Origin of the sequence: Terrabacter sp. BE26, assembly GCF_041941675.1 — a bacterium.
Lineage (GTDB): Bacteria > Actinomycetota > Actinomycetes > Actinomycetales > Dermatophilaceae > Terrabacter.
This window is the reverse complement of sequence record NZ_CP090122.1, coordinates 2,030,389-2,046,450: the sequence shown is the minus strand read 5'-3', so window position 1 is coordinate 2,046,450 and position 16,062 is coordinate 2,030,389. Positions and strand designations below refer to the sequence as shown.

The window sequence follows — 16,062 nt, the reverse complement described above, 5'->3', positions numbered from 1 at the left end:
TCGTGCAATCCGTGCGGGTGCCCTGCACCGAACCACGCACCATGACGCGCCTCCGACCTGCCCTCAGCGGGATCCTCGCCGCGATCGCCGGCATCGCCGCGGGCCACCTCGTCGCCGGCTTCCTCGACCCGGCGGCGTCACCCGTGCTCGCCGTCGGTTCGACCGTCATCGACCTGACGCCGACTCCCTTGAAGGAGTGGGCGATCGCGACGTTCGGGACCAACGACAAGGCCGTACTGCAGGGCTCGGTCCTCATCGTCACGCTCGCGCTCGCTGCCGTCGCCGGGCTCGTCAGCCGCCGCCGGCTCGCGATCGGCGTCGGCTTCCTCGTCCTGCTCACGGGCCTCGCGGGCGCTGCCGCGCTGCTGCGCCCGGCCGCCCGCCCCGTGGACGCCGTCCCTGCCGTCGTGGCCATGGCCGTCGGGGTCGCCACGCTGGTGTGGCTCGCCCGCCTCACGCGTACGGCCTCGGGTGACGCTGCCCGACGGACGGCGAGGGCTGCGGGGGCGACCTCAGGCCGGCGAGGCTTCCTCGCCGGCGCTCTCGGGGTCACCGCCCTCTCGATCCTCGCCGCCGCGGGAGGGCAGCTGCGCAGCGGCGCCCAGGCCGTCAAGAAGGTGGTGCTCGCGCGCCCCACCGACCCGGCCGCCCCGCTGCCGACGGGGCTGGAGTCCACGGTCCCCGGCGTCTCACCGCTGAGGACGCCGACCGCCTCGTTCTACCGCGTCGACACCAACCTCACCGTGCCGAAGGTCGACGTCGACTCCTGGACGCTCGAGGTCGACGGCATGGTCGAGCGCCCCTTCACCCTGACCTTCGCCGAGCTCGCCGCCCTGCCGCTCATCGAGCGCGACATCACCATGACGTGCGTCTCCAACGAGGTCGGCGGCGGCTACATCGGGGCGGCCCGCTGGCTCGGCGTGCGCCTGGCGGACCTGCTCGACCACGCCGGCGTCACGGGTAGCCCCGACCAGGTGCTCAGCACCGCCGTCGACGGCTTCACCATCAGCACCCCACTCGCGGTCGTCCGCGACGGGCGTGACGCCATGGTCGCCATCGGGATGAACGGCACCCAGCTGACCGACGTCCACGGCTTCCCCGCGCGCCTCATCACGCCGGGCCTCTACGGCTTCGTCGGCGCCACGAAGTGGCTGACGAAACTGACCCTGACGACGTATGCCGCCGAGCAGGCGTACTGGACCAGGCGGAAGTGGGCGACGGACGCGCCGATCAAGACGAGCGCGCGCATCGACACGCCGGCACCGCTGTCGACGATCACGGCCGGCCGGACCGCCATCGGCGGCGTCGCCTGGGCGCAGCACCGCGGCGTCGGCACGGTCGAGGTCAAGATCGACGACGGGCCCTGGCAGCAGACCCGGCTCGGACCCGACGTCGGCATCGACTACTGGCGCCAGTGGTACCTCCCCTGGGACGCCACCCCCGGCCTGCACCGCCTCTCGGTGCGCGCGACCGACCGCGCGGGCCGGCTGCAGAGCAGCGATCGCGCCACGCCGTTCCCCGACGGGTCGAGCGGCATCCAGGAGGTCGTGGTGACGGTCGCGTGATCGCGCACAGCTGTCGACCAAGTCACGAAAAAACCTCTCGGACAAGCAATCCGGGACCACAGCGGCTCCGAACACCAGATGACAGAGAGCAACACCACCACAACCACCAGCCACCCCTCAAGGAGTGACCGACATGAAGAGCATGAAGACGCGCACCGGCCTCGTCGCCCTCGCCATCGCCCTGCCCCTGAGCCTCGCCGCCTGCGGCAGCTCGAGCAACGCCTCGACGCCCGCGGCCGGGGGCAGCACCGCCTCCGCCACGTCGTCCGACAGCATGACGAGCACGCCCTCCGACACCATGAGCTCCTCGAGCTCCTCCTCGATGGACGCCGCCTCGGCCGTCTTCGGCGAGGGCTGCGCCGCCGTGCCGAAGGACGGCAAGGGCTCCTTCAACGGCATGGCGACCGACCCCGTCGCGACGGCCGCGAGCAACAACCCGCTGCTGTCGACCCTTGTCACCGCCGTCAAGCAGGCCGGCCTCGTCGACACCCTCAACTCGGCCCCCGAGATCACCGTGTTCGCGCCCGTCAACGACGCCTTCGCGAAGATCCCGGCCGCCGACCTCAAGAAGGTCCTCGCCGACAAGCCGACCCTGACCAAGATCCTCACCAACCACGTCGTGGCCGGAAAGATCTCCCCGGACCAGCTCGCGGGCGACCACAAGACGCTCGCCGGCACCACGATCACGGTCAAGGGCTCCGGCAAGGACTTCACCGTCGGCAAGGCGAACGCCAAGGTGATCTGCGGCAACGTCCCGACGGCCAACGCCACCGTCTACATCATCGACGGCGTCCTGATGCCCTGACGGTCCCCGGACCGGTCAGCGGCACGTAGCACCAGGCAGACGCAGACACCGACGGGCGACACAATGGACCCCATGTCAAGGATCTCGGTGGTCCCCTCCGGCGACGACTCGCCGGAGGGGACCTCCCGCCCAACCCAACCGGAGCAGCTGCTCCGCAGAGCGGCGACCGGGGACGAGACGGCGTTCGCAGAGCTCTACGACGCGGTGGCGCCCCGGCTCTTCGGTCTCGTCCGTCGCGTCGTGCGCGACCCGGCCCAGTCCGAGGAGGTCACCCAGGAGGTCTTCCTCGAGATCTGGCGGCACAGCGCACGCTTCGACCCGGGCAAGGGCGGGGCCATGGCGTGGATGCTGACGATCGCCCACCGCAAGGCCGTCGACCGGGTCCGCGCCGCCGAGGCGGCTCGGGCCCGCGACGAGGGCTACGGCGCCAGCAACCAGGACGTCACCCACGACTCCACCGCCGAGGCCGCGGTGGAGCGCCTCGACGCCGAGCGGGTGCACCGGGCGCTCGAGACGCTCACCCCGGTCCAACGGCAGGCCCTCGAGCTGGCCTACCTCTCCGGCTACACGCACACGGAGGTGGCGTCCATGCTCGACCTGCCACTCGGGACGGCCAAGACACGCATCCGTGATGGACTCATCAGACTACGAGACACGTTGGGGGTGACCCTGTGAGCGAGGACATCCACGCTCTCTCCGGCGCATATGCCGTCGACGCCCTCGACGACATCGAGCGGGAGCGGTTCGAACGGCACCTGGCCGGCTGCTCTGACTGCCGGGCCGAGGTCGAGAGCCTCGTCGCGGCCGCCTCCGAGCTGTCGGTGCTGACGGAGGTCCCGCCGCCGCCGTCGCTGCGGGCCAAGGTGCTCGCCGACATCGCGACGGTCCGCCCCCTGCCGCCCGTCACGCCGCCGAAGGTCGACGCGACCGACGACACCGTGACGTCGGCACCGCCGGCCCGGCCGGCCGGCCGGCTGGGCGCAGACGCCGAGGAACCGACCGCCCACGGCCCCCTCGACGAGAGCACGCGGACCACGGCAGCGACCGGACCGACCGACGAGCTCGACGCGCGACGCCGCTCGCGCGCCGGCCGGGGCTTCTCCCGCGGCTGGCGGCTGGTCGTCGCGGCGGCCACCGTGGCGGTGCTCGCCGTCGCCGGCTTCACCGTCTGGCGCCAGGTCGCGAAGGACCCGCAGCAGGCCATCGCCGACCAGGTGCTCGCCGCCCCGGACGCCACCCGCTACGGCAAGCGGCTGCCCGACGGCGCCACCGCGACCGTCGTGCGGTCCCCCTCGCTGCAGAAGGCCGTCCTCATCACGTCGGGCATGTCGCAGCCGCCGTCGGGCAAGGTGTTCCAGCTCTGGCTCGAGGACGCGACGGGGCACATGACCTCGGCGGGCCTCATGCCGAGCGGCGGTGACAAGGTCGTCGTGCTGGCCGGCGACGCGACGCACTCCAAGGCGGCCGGTGTCACGGTCGAGCCGCCGGGTGGCTCCGACCAGCCGACGTCCGCCCCGGTCGCGCTGATCCCGTTCGCCTGAGCCCATCGGGCGCACCACGGGTCGAGGGGAACCCGCCACCTGCACCGGTGGCGGGATCCCCTCGACGGCGTGCACCGTCATGTCCAGGCACCTGCTCCGGGGGTACGTTGTGGCCATGAGCGACACGCCGGGGAGGGCAGGGGCGCAGGGCCGTGACGAAGAGTTCACCGTGCCGGTCCCCCCGATCTCGCGGCCGTCGCGCGCCACGCAAGCCCTCCCGGTGCTCGACCACACCCGGGAGCTCCCCGTCGCGGACCCGGGGTGGGCGTCTGCCGCCGCGTCGACTCCGACCCCCACGAACCCGTATGCCGGCCAGCCGGTCTGGCCCGCGCCGGTGCCGTCGCGCACCGGCGGACGCACGACCACGGCCGCCGCCGACCCGCTCATCGCCCAGGTCGGCGTCGCGCTCTTCTGGGTCGCTGTCGGCTGGTGGGGCTTCGTGGTCATCCGGCTGCTCGGCCACCTGAGCCGGTTCGGGGTGACCGACACCATGCTCATCCGGACCATCGACCGTGGCGCCGAGGAGACGATCGTCGCCGCCGGGGTGTCCGTCCTGGCCGCCGTGCTGCTCGTCAGCGTCGACCGGACGCGCCGCGCGCCGCTCACCATCGCCTCCGTCGTCCTGGCCCTGGTCACGGTCGGCACCGCCGTCTGGCGGGTGCTGCCGTGACCGGACCCAGCTGAGCCGCGGTCGGTTCCGGTGCTCACCCCCTCGGCGGCACAGCAGCTCGCGGACGCGTACGGGCTCTCGGGTCCCGCGGCCCTGAGCGGGCCGGTCGCTCGGGGCCAGCTGGGCCAGGTGTGGCGGCTGGGGACGCCGGAGGGGGATCACGCCGTCAAGGAGTGGTTCGCCAGTCCCGACCTCGACGAGGTGGCCAAGGACGCGAGACTGGTCGACGCCGTGCGAGCCGAGGGCGTGCTCACGCCGGCCGTGCGGCATACGCCCTCGGGTGCGGTGGCGACGACGGTGGAGGGCACGGCTGTGCGCGTCTTCGAGTGGTTCGACCTGCGCCGCTCCTCGCGCCGGCTCGACCCTGCCGCGGTGGGGCGGGCGGTGGCGGGACTCCACCGCGCCGGGCCACCCTCCGACGCGGGCGTCGAGAGCTGGTTCGCGACCGGGCTCGGCGAGGAGCGCTGGCGCGAGGTGCACCAGCGGGTGGTGGCGGCCGGAGCGCCCTTCGCCGGGCAGCTCGGCGCCCTCGTGGACGACCTCATCGCCGTGGAGACGGTGCTCGAGCCGCACGAGTCTCCGATCGTCTGCCACCGCGACCTGTGGGCAGACAACGTGCGCTCGACCGCCGACGGGCGCGTCTGCGTCCTCGACTTCGAGAACCTCGGCCCGGCCGACCCGAGCCAGGAGCTGGCGATGGTGCTCTTCGAGTTCGGCGACGACGACCCCTCGCGTGCGCGACTGCTGCACACGGCGTACCGCGAGGCCGGTGGCCCGGGACGAGTGACGCGACGCGGGCAGTTCACGATGCTCGTGGCCGAGCAGGCGCACATCGCCCAGCTCGCGTGCTCGCGATGGGTCGGGGCGACGAACGAGTCGCACCGGGAGCGGCTCGCCACCTGGTTCCTCGAAGTGCCGGACGACCCGGTGACGCTGCCGCGCATCGACCGCATCCTCGCCGCCGTCACGTGATCTGCGCCGCCGGCCCGCGACGCCGCCCTATCGTGACCGCGTGACGAGTGTCGGGCGCCTCATGCTGGCGCGGCTGAAGTCGATCGGGTCCCGCAACGCCTGCCTGCCGGCCGGTCAGGTGCCCGGCGGTCCGTGGACGGCGCGCGGCGCGTGGACGTATCGCACCGGTGCGGGCGGCAGCACGAGCGAGGTCATCACCCGGGCGCGCGGGATGCGCTCGGTCACGAGCGCGCGCGCCTACCAGGAGGTGGGGCGCGCCGACCTGTTCATCCAGGTCATCCCGTTCGCCTCGCCGGCGGACGCACGGGCCGCGGTGACGGAGCTGCGCGCGCTGCCGCGTCGGATGCGGCAGACCAAGAGCGTCACGGACGTCGGTGAGCCGCGGGACGTCGCGCCGCCGGAGATCACCGGCCCGACCCACGTCGAGGCCTCGGAGCTGCCGTTCGTCCTGGACGGCCAGCACGCCCGGTCGCTCAACGTGTGGTGCGTCGCCGGCAGCCGCGTGGTCGTCGCCGGCCTCGGTGGTCGCGCCGAGGTGGTGCGCTGGCCGGACCTCGCCCAGGTCGTCGAGGCGCAGGTGGCCGCGCTCCGCTGAAGTCTTCGCAAGCCGAAGGGGCCCTCAGTGCGCGGCGCGCCAGTCGGGGCCGAGGCGCACGACGTCGCCGACCACCACGACCGCAGGTGACTCCACCGCGCGCCCGACGGCGAGGTCGGCGATGGTCTCCAGCGTGCCGACCGTGACGCGCTGGTCGGGCGCGAAACCCCGCTCGACGATCGCCACGGGGCAGTCGGCACTGCGTCCGTTCTTCCGGAGCAGCGTCGTCGTCCAGCGGAGCCCGTTGACGGCCATGAGCAGCACCAGGGTGTGGTCGCCGCCGGTCGGCAGGACGGGGATGTCCTCGTGGCCCGTCACCACGGTGAAGCCCCGCGCCACCCCGCGGTGGGTCACGGGTATGCCGGCCGCCGCGGGAACGCTGACCGCGCTCGTCACGCCCGGCACCACCTCGACGGGTATGCCGTGTGCCTCGCACGCGTCGCGCTCCTCGCCGCCGCGGCCGAGCACGAAGGGGTCGCCGCCCTTGAGGCGGACGACGCCGTGTCCACGCTGCGCCTCCTCGACGAGAATGCCGTTGATGCCCGACTGGGGCACCGGGTGGTGGCCCGGGGTCTTGCCGACGTCGATCACGCGCACCGAGGCGGGCAGCCGGTCGACGACCGCCCGGGGTGCGAGCCGGTCCACGACGACGACGTCGGCCGACGCGAGGAGCTCGTGGCCGCGTGCCGTGAGCAGGCCGTCGGTGCCGGGGCCGCCGCCGACGAGGGCGACCCAGCCGTCCCCGGTGCTGCTGGGGCCGGTGCGGGGCCGGGTGCGGCGCAGGTCGAGGGCGCCGGAGACGAGCGCACGCTCGACCCCGTCGCGGACGGTCACGGAGAGGCCGGGGTCGCCCGCGGCATACGCGGAGACGGTGACCCGGCCGTCGGGGGTGGTCACGTCCGCCCGGGCGGTCACGCTGGCGGTCGTGCCCGTGGAGTCGGTGGCGTCGACGCACCAGACGCGGAGCGACTCGGCGTCGGCGGCGACCTCACGGTCGACCGACGACTCGCCCGTCGCGGTGTGGGCGAACCAGGCACCGTCGAGGTCACCGGGGCCCGCGTAGTCACGCTCGAGCCACTCGACCCGGCCTGCGTGTGCCAGGTCGCGGAGGTCCTCGCAGAGCCAGGGGGCGACGACCCGGACGACGGCTCCCTCGTCGAGGAAGGACCGGACCCGGCGGGCCGACACCGGGCCACCGCCGACGGCCACGACGAGCCGCCCGGTCAGGTCGAGCACGACCGGGAGGGCTGACTTCAGATCTCCCACTCTTCGTCACCCTCCGGCTCGGACGGCGCAGGGGCCGCGCTGGGAAGAGTGGCGCCGACCATGCCGGCGGCCACGGTGCGCCCGTCGTGGGCGTCGATGAGCAGGAACGAGCCGCCGCGGCGCGAGACCGAGTAGTTCTCAACCGGGAGCGGTGCCGCGAGACGGAGGCTGACGAGCCCGATGTCGTTGAGCGACAACGCTTCTGCCGGCACGGCGTTGAGGTCGTCGAGGTCCAGGACGCCCTCGAGCGCGCGGACGGCGGTCTGCACGGTGCGCGAGCCGTGCTTGAGCAGCAGCCGCTGGCCCGGCCGCAGCGGCGCGTCGCCCAGCCAGCACACGACGGCCTCGATGTCCTGCGTGGGATCGGGGGCGTCGGCGACCGCCGCGATGACGTCGCCCCGCGAGATGTCGATCTCGTCGGCGAGGCGCACCGTCACCGACTGGGGCGCGAAGGCCTCCTCCAGGGACTGGTCGCCGAGGTCGATGCCGACGACGGTCGTACGCCGACCGGACGGCAACGCGACCACCTCGTCACCGACACGCACGACGCCCGACGCCACCTGGCCGGCATACCCCCGGTAGTCGCGGTGCGCCTCGTCGCGGGCGGCGCCCTGGGGGCGGATGACGAGCTGCACCGGCAGGCGGAAGGCCTCGTGGACGGGGTCGTCGGACGGCGGGAGCGCCTCGAGCAGCTCGAGCAGGGTGGGGCCGGCGTACCAGGGCGTGCGGGTCGAGCGCTCCGCCACGTTGTCGCCGTCGAGCGCGCTGACGGGGATCACCGTGGCGTCGACGACCCCGAGCTCGCGAGCCACCGCCTGCACCTCGGACTCCACCCGGTCGTAGACCTCCGACGAGAAGTCGACGAGGTCGATCTTGTTGACGGCGACGACGACGTGCGGCACCCGGAGCAGCGCGGTGACGGCGAGGTGGCGACGGGTCTGCTCGAGCACGCCCTTGCGGGCGTCGACGAGGAGCACGACGACGTCGGCGGTCGAGCTGCCGGTGACCGTGTTGCGGGTGTACTGGACGTGGCCGGGGCAGTCGGCGAGGACGAAAGACCTTGTCGCCGTGGCGAAGTAGCGGTAGGCGACGTCGATCGTGATCCCCTGCTCGCGCTCGGCCCGCAGGCCGTCGGTGAGCAGGGCCAGGTCGGCTGCGGTCAGCCCGCGGTCGCGGCTGACGCGCTCGACGGCGGCGAGCTGGTCGGAGAGGACCGACTTCGTGTCGTGGAGCAGGCGGCCCACGAGGGTCGACTTGCCGTCGTCGACGGACCCGGCGGTGGCGAGCCGCAGCAGGGTGCCGGCCGTGGCCGGAGCGGTGGCGGTGGGGGTGCTCATCTTAGAAGTAGCCCTCCTTCTTGCGGTCCTCCATGGCGGCCTCGGAGATCCGGTCGTCGGCGCGCGTGGCGCCGCGCTCGGTCAGCGTCGAGGCGGCCACCTCGAGGACGATCTCGGCGTTGGTGCGCGCCGGCGACTCGACCGCGCCGGTGCACGACATGTCGCCGACCGTGCGGTAGCGCACGAGCCGGCTCTCGACCGGCTCGTCGTCCCGCGGCTGGCTGTAGGGGCCGACCGCGAGCCACATGCCGTCGCGGCGGAAGACCTCGCGCTCGTGGGCGTAGTAGAGCGGGGCGAGCGGGATGTCCTCGCGCTCGATGTAGCGCCAGATGTCGACCTCGGTCCAGTTGCTGATCGGGAAGACGCGCACGTGCTCGCCGGGGCGGTGCCTGGGGTTGAAGAGGTTCCACAGCTCGGGGCGCTGGTTCTTGGGGTCCCACTGGCCGAACTCGTCACGCAGGGAGACGATCCGCTCCTTGGCGCGCGCCTTCTCCTCGTCGCGCCGGCCGCCGCCGAAGACGCCGTCGAAGCGGTGCTCGTTGATGGCGTCGAGCAGCGGGAGGGTCTGCAGCGGGTTGCGGGTGCCGTCGGCGCGCTCGCGCAGGCGCCCGTCGTCGAGGTAGTCCTGCACGCTCGCGACGACGAGCCGCAGGCCGAGCCGCTCGACCGTCTCGTCGCGGTAGGCCAGCACCTCGGGGAAGTTGTGGCCGGTGTCGACGTGCAGCACCGGGAAGGGGATCGGCGCCGGCCAGAAGGCCTTGGTCGCCAGGTGGAGCATGACGACGGAGTCCTTGCCGCCGCTGAAGAGCAGGGCCGGGCGCTCGAGCTCGCCGGCCATCTCGCGGATGACGAGGATCGCCTCGGCCTCCAGCGCGTCGAGCTGGCTCAGCCGGCGGTCGTATGCCGTCCGCACCGTCGCGACGTCGAGCGCGGTCGGCGACATGGCCTGTGCAGTGGGGTTCACGGTCGTCGTCATGTGTGGAGTCCGCATTCGGTCTTGGCGAAGCCGGCCCAGCGGCCGGCACGGGGGTCCTCGCCGGGCTCGACCCGACGGGTGCACGGCTCGCAGCCGATCGACGGGTAGCCGTCGGCGAGAAGGGAGTTGACCTCGACCCGGTGCTCGGCGGCATACGCAAGCAGCTCGTCGAAGGTCCACGCGGCGAGCGGGTTGATCTTGACGAGGCCGTTCTTGTCGTCCCAGCTGACCAGGGGTGTGTCCGTGCGGGTCGGGGACTCCTCGCGGCGCACCCCGGTGACCCACGCCTCGTAGGTCGGCAGGGTCCGCGCGAGTGGCTCGACCTTGCGCAGCCGGCAGCACAGGGCCGGGTCGCGCTCGTAGAGGCGCGGCCCGTACTCCTCGTCCTGCTCGGCGACGGTCTGCCGCGGCAGGACGTCGACGACGGTGACCGGGAGGTCCTCGGCGACGATGGCCCGGGTCACCAGGGTGTCGGAGAAGTGGTAGCCGGTCTCGAGGAAGAGCACGTCGACGCCGGGCGCGTACCGCGAGACCAGGTGCGGCAGGACGGCATCCGCCATCGAGCACGCGACCGCGAGGGAACCGCTGAAGTGGAAGGCGGCCCACGCGGCGACCTCGTGGGCGGTCGGCTCGTGCTCGGGGTCGGCGGCGAGCGTCGCGTCGAAGTCGGCGACGAGGGCCTTGAGCTCGGCCTCGCTGCGCCGCCTGCGCGGGACCGTCGGGGTGGCGAGGTCGACGGTGGTCACTGGAGGGCTCCTTCCTCGGCGCGGTGGCTCCACTCGGCGAAGGTCTCGCCGTCGTGGCGGTCGGCGACGTAGGTGCGCACGATGCGCTCGACGTAGTCGGGCAGCAGGGTGGCCGGGACCTTGAGGCCGCGGAGGGTGCGGCCCAGGCCTGCCTCGTCACGGTCGCTGGAGGCGAGGCCGCCGCCGAGGTGCACCTGGAACCCGGCCTGCTGCACGCCGTCGACGGTGATGATCTGGCCCTTGAGGCCGATGTCGGCGGTCTGGATCCGGGCGCAGGAGTTGGGGCAGCCGTTGACGTTGAGCAGGATCGGCGTGTCGAGCGACCCGTCCTCGACGAGGTCGGCCAGGCGGGTCTCGAGCTCGGTGATCGCCGCGGCTGCGGTGTCCTTGGTGTCGACGATGGCGAGCTTGCAGAACTCGATGCCGGTGCAGGCCATCGTGGTGCGGCGGAACGGGCTCGGCTTCGCGGTGAGGCCGAGCGCGGGCAGCCCGGCGACGAGGGCGTCGACCCCCTCGGCCGGCACGTCGAGGATGACGAGCTTCTGGTGGGCGGTGAGGCGCACGCGCCCGGCGCCGGTGGCCTCGAGCAGCTCGGCCAGGCCGGTCAGGGTGTTGCCGCCGACCCGTCCGACGACCGGCGCGGCGCCGACGTAGAAGCGTCCGTCCTTCTGTGCGTGGACGCCGACGTGGTCGCCGGGTGCGGTGGCGGGCGCCGGGGCCGGGCCGTCCGGGAGCGGGTGCCCGAGGTACTCGGTCTCCAGGACCTCGCGGAACTTGGCAGGCCCCCACTCGGCGAGCAGGAACTTCAGGCGGGCCTTGTTGCGCAGCCGGCGGTAGCCGTAGTCGCGGAAGATCTGGATGACGCCGTGCCAGACGTCGGCCGCCTCCTCCTCGGTGACGAAGACCCCGAGTCGCTCGGCGAGACGCGGCGTCGTCGACAGTGCGCCGCCGACCCACAGGTCGTAGCCCGGGCCGAGCTCCGGATGGACGACCCCGACGAGTGACACGTCGTTGATCTCGTGGACGACGTCGAGGCTGGGGTGGCCGGTGATGGCGGTCTTGAACTTGCGCGGCAGGTTCGCGAGCTCGGGGTCGCCGATGTAGCGGCGCTTGATCTCGAGGATGACCGGCGTCGGGTCGATGATCTCGTCGGCCGCGATGCCGGCGACCGGGCTGCCGAGGAAGCCACGCGGGGTGTCGCCGCAGGCGGTCGTCGTCTCGAGCCCGACCGTGTCGAGGCGGCGCCAGATCTCCGGCATGCTCTCGATGTCGATCCAGTGGTACTGCAGGTTCTGCCGGTCGGTGATGTCGGCGGTGCCACGCGCGAAGTCTCGGGAGATGCCGCCGAGCACGCGCAGCGCCTCGGGGCTCAGGGCCTGGCCGTCGGTGCGGACGCGGAGCATGAAGTAGCGGTCGGACAGCTCGTCGTCGCTCAGCTGCGCGGTGCGGCCGCCGTCGATGCCGGGCTTGCGCTGGGTGTAGAGGCCCCACCAGCGGAACCGGCCGGTGAGGTCCTGTGGTGGGATGGAGTCGAAGCCGTCCCGTGCGTAGATCGTCTCGATGCGCTCGCGGACGGCGAGGCCGCCCTCCTCCTGCTTCCACACCTCGTTGGCGTTGAGCGGCGTCTGCCCGTCGACGTTCCACTGCCCGTTCGAGCGGTCACCGCGGGGCGGGCGGGTGGCGGCACGGCCGGCGGAGCCGGAGGTCTCGGTGACGGTCATGTAATCGAATGTATAACCGAGCCTTATCCGTGGCTCGCCCAGGTCCACACTCCGGGCCTTCCCCACTGAGGAAGTAGGAGATCTGGCACGGGCGTTTGCGGGACAGATGACGCACCTTCGTCCCGTGCCCACGCTCGCGCACGCTCGAGGACCGATATTGACGCCTCGAAGGTGGGTCATCCGTCCCGACGACGCCCGCTCAGGGGCCGGCGAGCTGGCCGGAGTCGACGGCCGAGACGATGCCGAGCACGGTCGCGAGGTACTGCTGCGAGTGGTTGTAGGACAGCACGGCGGCCTGCAGGTCCGCCGGTCGTGAGAGGTCGCGGCCTCCGGCGCAGAGGTAGCCGGCGGCTGCGAGCGCCGCGTCCTCGACGTTCTGCGGGTCCTTGACGCCGTCGCCGTTGCCGTCGGCGCCCCAGATCCGCCACGTTGCGGGGATGAACTGCATCGGCCCGACCGCGTGGTCCCAGACCGGGTCGCCGTCCCACACACCGTGGTCGCTGTCGCGGATCGCGGCGAACGAGCGGCCTGTCAGCGCGGGGCCGACCACCGGCGGGACGGCGTCGTGCGCCGCGTCCAGCGTGCGCCCACGGAGGGTGGACGACTCGACCTCCCCGATCGCGGCGAGCAGCATCACCGGCAGGTGGCAGCTGCCCTCCTTCGCGGCCGCGGAGGCGTATGCCGCCCAGATGACCTCGTCCTTGGACCGCGGGGTGCCCGTGCGGGCACCTCCGGAACCCGAGGTGACGGCCGTGGGCACCCGGATGTCGGCCCTCGGCTGCCACGGGGTCGGGCTGCTGCTCGAGCCACCGCCCGGCTCCAGCGCCGTCGCGGGCACGGGTGCGGCGGGTCCGGGTGCGGCGTGGCCGGGTGCGGCGGGGCCAGGCCCGGCGTTCTCGACGGAGAGGGCTGCCGCGACCCGGATCTCGTCGAAGACCGGCCCGACGAGGGAGCCGCCCACGGCGCCGAAGCCGGCGCCACCGTTCGTGGCGGTGGACGCGGCATCCGGCGGGACGCTCGTCGCCGGGGCTGGACCACCCGGCGGCAGCGGTGCGAGCAGCGGCGTCGGGGTCTGCACGGCCGGGGAGTCGGCGGCAACGGCACTGGCATCGCCACCGGCGACGAGGACCCCGACCCCGACCGCGGCCAGAAGCGTCGCAGTCACGGCCGCGGTCACGGCTGCGGTCAGTGGTCGCTCGGCTCGGCGTGGCATCCGTCGTCCCTCCCGGACGACATCCCGCCGCCCCCAGGCACCAGTAGACCGCGTGGAGCGTCCTCGCGGAGCGCAGTGCCGATCTCCGTCGACGCGGTTCCCGGGACGGCCGCAGCCAGGTCGTCGGCTCCGGCACGTTCCTCGCCGGCCACCGCCCCGCGGGGCAAGCTCCTCCTGCGGGGCCGCGCCCGGCCCGCGGCACCGGCCGGCAGCGCTGACCTGCGGCGCCGTCCGTGCACGATCACCGCACCCAGCACGGACGCCACGGCCAGCACCAGGGAGGCCCAGGCGAGCAACCCGGACACGGAGGTGCGGGACACCACGGTCGCGGGCTCGGCCACGCCGGAGCCGACGACCCAGTGCACGGTGCTCCGCACGTCGGCGACGCCGCGCCGGTGCACGACCACGTCGAGCTCCACCGCTCCGCTCGCTGGCAGGACGACTGGAGCCGACCACCGGGACGACGTCACCGCGGTCGCCGTGACGGCGCGCCTGGTCACCGCCGACGCCACCGCGCCGTCGCGTCCCGTGGCGTCGCGGACGGTCACGGTCACGCCGGTGACGGGACCGGGGGCCGGCCGCCGGGTGTCGAGGATGTCGACCAGGGCGACGCTCGCGCCCGGACGGTTGGGTCGCAGCGCCAGCGTCTGCTGCAGGTCGGCGACGGGCCTGTCGTCGATGACGCTCGGCGCCTCCGCAGAGACGAGGCGCGGCGACACGGCCGGCTGCCCGGTGGCGAGGAGTCCGGCGAGGGCGACGACGACGAGCAGGCCGACAGCCTCCACGCCGACGCGCGGTCGCTGGGCACGCCCCTCGGCGTGCCGGGCATGCAGGGCCCGGGTCGTGGCCAGGGCGACGAGGCCCACGAGCCCGGCAAGGGCGACCTTGGCGAGCAGGATGCGGCCGTAGGTCGTTCCCAGCACGGCGTCTACCGAGACGACGACGTCGCTCGCGAGGTAGAGCCCCGTGACGGCGATGACGACGACCGAGATGGTTGCCGGCACCCGGAAGCCCCGGAGCACCGCTCGGACGTCCTCTCGCGACAGCCCCAGCCGGGTCGAGCGCAGGCCGAGGAGGGCGAGCGCGGCCACGGAGCCCGTCCAGAGCAGGGCGGCCAGCAGGTGCGCCGTGGCGGTGATGACCCACGTCGCGCCACCGCGCAGGCCGAAGTGGCCGAGGCTCACCGTCAGCAGCCCGGCTCCGGCGAGCGCTGCGGCGACGACGACGTCGTCGCGACGGCCACGGCTAGGGCCGCCGCCACTCCAGCCGGGATCCACACCGGGATCCACACCGGGATCCACATTCGTCGCGCGGCTCGCTAGCTCGGCGCCCCGTCGGGACCTACGGCCGAGGACGACCAACGCGCCGACCAGGGCGACCTCACGCAGCCCCCAGCGCACGACGTAACCAGTGGTGAAGGCGCCGGATCCGAACCGGACCAGGTCGACGACGCTGACCGCGAGCGCACCGGCCGCGGCGATCCCGAGGAGCCGGCTCGCCTGGCGGTCCAGCCAGGCCCGCGGCATACGCCCCGCGGCGGCCGGGAGCCGGCGGCCGAGGAGCCGACCGACGACGACGGCACCGAGGCCGGCGCCCAGGCCGGCGAGGACCGCCCAGCGGCCGACGAGCTCGAAGAGGTCGGGATCCGTCTCGCTCGGCCCGGTCGCCTGCACCTGACTCTGGATGCCGAAGGCGAAGGTGCCGGCCGACGCGTGGAGGTCGTCGCTCGAGAGGGTGCGCCACGACACGTGGTACGCGCCGACGCCCAGGGCGGGGACGGGCGCGACGACGGTCGACGGCGCCTCCCGGTCCTCGTCGCTCTCGACGAGGCTCAGCCCGGTCAGGGCGAGCCGTCGGCCGTCCGGCTCGGTGATGCTGACCTCGGTCGCCTCGAGGACGACGTGCTCGGTGAAGTGCAGCTCGATCGTCCGTGGCGCGGCGGCGAGGCTGGCCCCGTCGGCGGGGTTGCTCGAGGCGAGGTAGGAGTGGGCCGACGCGGGCGATGCCCCGAGCCCGACGACCAGGGCCGTCCCCATGGCCACCCCCAGGCTCACGAGGAGCCGTCGCGCGCCCATCACAGCACCGGGACGTGCTCGAGGCGCATGCCGGCGTACTCGATCGTCGCGTCCTCACCGGCGCGCAGGGCGCCGCCGGTGTTCTGGTAGACGAAGTAGTACGTCGCGCCGGCGCGGTTGACGTGCCCCTGGCGCATGAGCGAGACCCGGTTGGTGGAGCCGTCCCGCGCCTCGCTGCGCAGCACCGGCGGGTGCTTCGTGTCGGCCTGGAAGCGCGAGGCCTTGTCGACGTCGAGGACGACGTAGCTCAGGGTCACCAGACCGCCGTCGCCGACGACGGCGACGCGGGACATCCGCACGCCGAGGGCGGTCTCCATCGCGGCGGACTGTGGGACGGGCCGGCCCGGGTCGTCGCCCCCGGCCCGGAGGGCGCGAGCCCCGAGCAGGCCGAGGACGGCGACGAGGAGGACGGCGACGAGGAGGACGGCGACGACGGCGACCGCCGTCTTGGTCCGGGCCTCCCGGCTCGTCCGCGGGGACGGGCCGTCGGTGCCGGCGGGTGGTTGAGGTGGCTGGAGTGTGGTGGTGCTGTTCATCGGACTGCCCTCCGAGGTTGGCGGCCGGGGTCACGGGCAGGTGA

General features: G+C 73.6%; 15 protein-coding genes. 7 read left to right on the top strand and 8 right to left on the bottom strand.

Annotated features, from left to right (window positions below; all coding sequences use genetic code 11):
* Positions 1-41 precede the first annotated feature (41 nt).
* The 7 genes from LQK93_RS09470 to LQK93_RS09440 all read left to right on the top strand — a co-directional run bounded on the left by LQK93_RS09470 (position 42) and on the right by LQK93_RS09440 (position 6,148).
* Complete coding sequence (locus tag LQK93_RS09470) at positions 42-1,565, top strand: molybdopterin-dependent oxidoreductase (protein ID WP_374971290.1); 1,524 nt, start codon at positions 42-44, stop codon at positions 1,563-1,565.
* A gap of 133 nt (positions 1,566-1,698) precedes the next feature.
* Positions 1,699-2,370, top strand: coding sequence for a fasciclin domain-containing protein (locus LQK93_RS09465; RefSeq protein WP_374971289.1), 672 nt, complete (start codon positions 1,699-1,701; stop codon positions 2,368-2,370).
* A gap of 63 nt (positions 2,371-2,433) precedes the next feature.
* Positions 2,434-3,045 (top strand): ECF RNA polymerase sigma factor SigK, encoded by a 612-nt coding sequence (sigK, locus tag LQK93_RS09460; RefSeq protein WP_374971288.1) that lies wholly within the window; start codon positions 2,434-2,436, stop codon positions 3,043-3,045.
* Positions 3,042-3,911, top strand: coding sequence for an anti-sigma factor domain-containing protein (locus tag LQK93_RS09455; protein WP_374971287.1), 870 nt, complete (start codon positions 3,042-3,044; stop codon positions 3,909-3,911). The genes sigK and LQK93_RS09455 overlap by 4 nt, the downstream gene beginning before the upstream one ends.
* 115 nt (positions 3,912-4,026) lie before the next feature.
* Positions 4,027-4,581, top strand: coding sequence for a hypothetical protein (locus LQK93_RS09450; protein ID WP_374971286.1), 555 nt, complete (start codon positions 4,027-4,029; stop codon positions 4,579-4,581).
* Positions 4,582-4,611: 30 nt separating this feature from the next.
* Complete coding sequence (locus LQK93_RS09445; protein WP_374971285.1) at positions 4,612-5,553, top strand: phosphotransferase enzyme family protein; 942 nt, start codon at positions 4,612-4,614, stop codon at positions 5,551-5,553.
* Positions 5,554-5,593: 40 nt separating this feature from the next.
* A complete protein-coding gene (locus tag LQK93_RS09440) occupies positions 5,594-6,148 on the top strand; it encodes a hypothetical protein (RefSeq protein WP_374971284.1) in 555 nt (184 codons plus the stop codon).
* A 24-nt stretch (positions 6,149-6,172) separates the two neighbouring features.
* Here the strand turns inward: LQK93_RS09440 and cobA are convergent, their stop codons facing one another.
* From cobA to LQK93_RS09400, 8 genes are all read right to left on the bottom strand, one after another.
* Entirely contained in the window at positions 6,173-7,414 is a 1,242-nt protein-coding gene (gene cobA, locus LQK93_RS09435) for a uroporphyrinogen-III C-methyltransferase (protein ID WP_374971283.1), read from the bottom strand.
* Positions 7,402-8,751, bottom strand: coding sequence for a sulfate adenylyltransferase subunit 1 (locus LQK93_RS09430; protein WP_374971282.1), 1,350 nt, complete (start codon positions 8,749-8,751; stop codon positions 7,402-7,404). The genes cobA and LQK93_RS09430 overlap by 13 nt, the downstream gene beginning before the upstream one ends.
* Before the next feature lies 1 nt (position 8,752).
* Positions 8,753-9,727: a sulfate adenylyltransferase subunit CysD gene (gene cysD, locus LQK93_RS09425; protein WP_374971281.1), complete on the bottom strand. Its 975-nt coding sequence runs from the start codon at positions 9,725-9,727 to the stop codon at positions 8,753-8,755.
* Complete coding sequence (locus LQK93_RS09420; RefSeq protein ID WP_374971280.1) at positions 9,724-10,473, bottom strand: phosphoadenylyl-sulfate reductase; 750 nt, start codon at positions 10,471-10,473, stop codon at positions 9,724-9,726. Before LQK93_RS09420 ends, cysD begins: the two co-directional genes overlap by 4 nt.
* The gene (locus LQK93_RS09415; RefSeq protein WP_374971279.1) at positions 10,470-12,194 is read right to left on the bottom strand and encodes a nitrite/sulfite reductase; all 1,725 of its coding nucleotides are present in this window, start codon (positions 12,192-12,194) and stop codon (positions 10,470-10,472) included. The genes LQK93_RS09420 and LQK93_RS09415 overlap by 4 nt, the downstream gene beginning before the upstream one ends.
* Positions 12,195-12,393: 199 nt before the next feature.
* Positions 12,394-13,407 carry a lytic transglycosylase domain-containing protein gene (locus LQK93_RS09410; RefSeq protein WP_374971278.1) on the bottom strand — a complete coding sequence of 338 codons (1,014 nt, stop codon included), beginning with the start codon at positions 13,405-13,407 and terminating at the stop codon, positions 12,394-12,396.
* A complete protein-coding gene (locus tag LQK93_RS09405) occupies positions 13,380-15,482 on the bottom strand; it encodes a copper resistance protein CopC (protein WP_374971277.1) in 2,103 nt (700 codons plus the stop codon). The genes LQK93_RS09410 and LQK93_RS09405 overlap by 28 nt, the downstream gene beginning before the upstream one ends.
* A complete protein-coding gene (locus LQK93_RS09400) occupies positions 15,482-16,018 on the bottom strand; it encodes a hypothetical protein (RefSeq protein ID WP_374971276.1) in 537 nt (178 codons plus the stop codon). Before LQK93_RS09400 ends, LQK93_RS09405 begins: the two co-directional genes overlap by 1 nt.
* Positions 16,019-16,062: the final 44 nt, after the last annotated feature.